The sequence below is a fragment of the Vibrio sp. 2134-1 genome, assembly GCF_033339495.1.
The window spans coordinates 1-503 of sequence record NZ_JAWOUS010001021.1 but is presented as its reverse complement, the minus strand read 5'-3'; the positions used below and the strand labels follow the sequence as shown (position 1 = coordinate 503).

Sequence of the window (503 nt, the reverse complement as noted above, 5' to 3'; positions counted from 1 at the left end):
GCACGTTAGCGAAAACACTCAAACGTCCTCATATTCTATTCACACCTAAATGGGTCATGGCATTGGCGATGGGAGAATCGGCATGTTTGCTGTTTGACAGTATGCGAGCCAAACCTAAGAAACTCACCGAGCTTGGCTTTAAATTTAGTTACTCAAGAATAGAACCAGCACTGAAGCACTTGCTTCAAGATAGAAGCTGTTGAATGATAAAGCTTATCTGTCTCTCGCATTAAGCTAACACATGAATAAATCCATCCTCATTACGGGGTGCTCAACGGGCATCGGGTACGTTTGTGCTCATGCACTCCATAAACAAGGCTTTAACGTCATCGCCTCTTGTAGAAAGCTTGATGACGTTCAACGACTCCAATCAGAAGGGTTAAACTGTATCCAGCTCGACCTCGACGACCCAATAAGCATCACTAGTGGCGCAAAACAAGCGATTGAATTGGCTCAAGGCCAGCTTTATGCCCTGTTCAATAACGGCGCATATGGTCAGCCCA

Annotated in this window: 2 protein-coding genes; both read left to right on the top strand. The window is 45.3% G+C overall.

Going from position 1 to position 503, the window contains the following annotated elements; translation table 11 throughout:
- Positions 1 to 203, top strand: a 203-nt coding sequence (locus R7R78_RS29815; protein ID WP_225475053.1) for a DUF1731 domain-containing protein, incomplete at its 5' end; no start/stop codon positions are given.
- A gap of 38 nt (positions 204 to 241) precedes the next feature.
- Positions 242 to 503: SDR family NAD(P)-dependent oxidoreductase (locus tag R7R78_RS29810; protein ID WP_225475052.1), on the top strand; the 262-nt coding region annotated here is incomplete at its 3' end.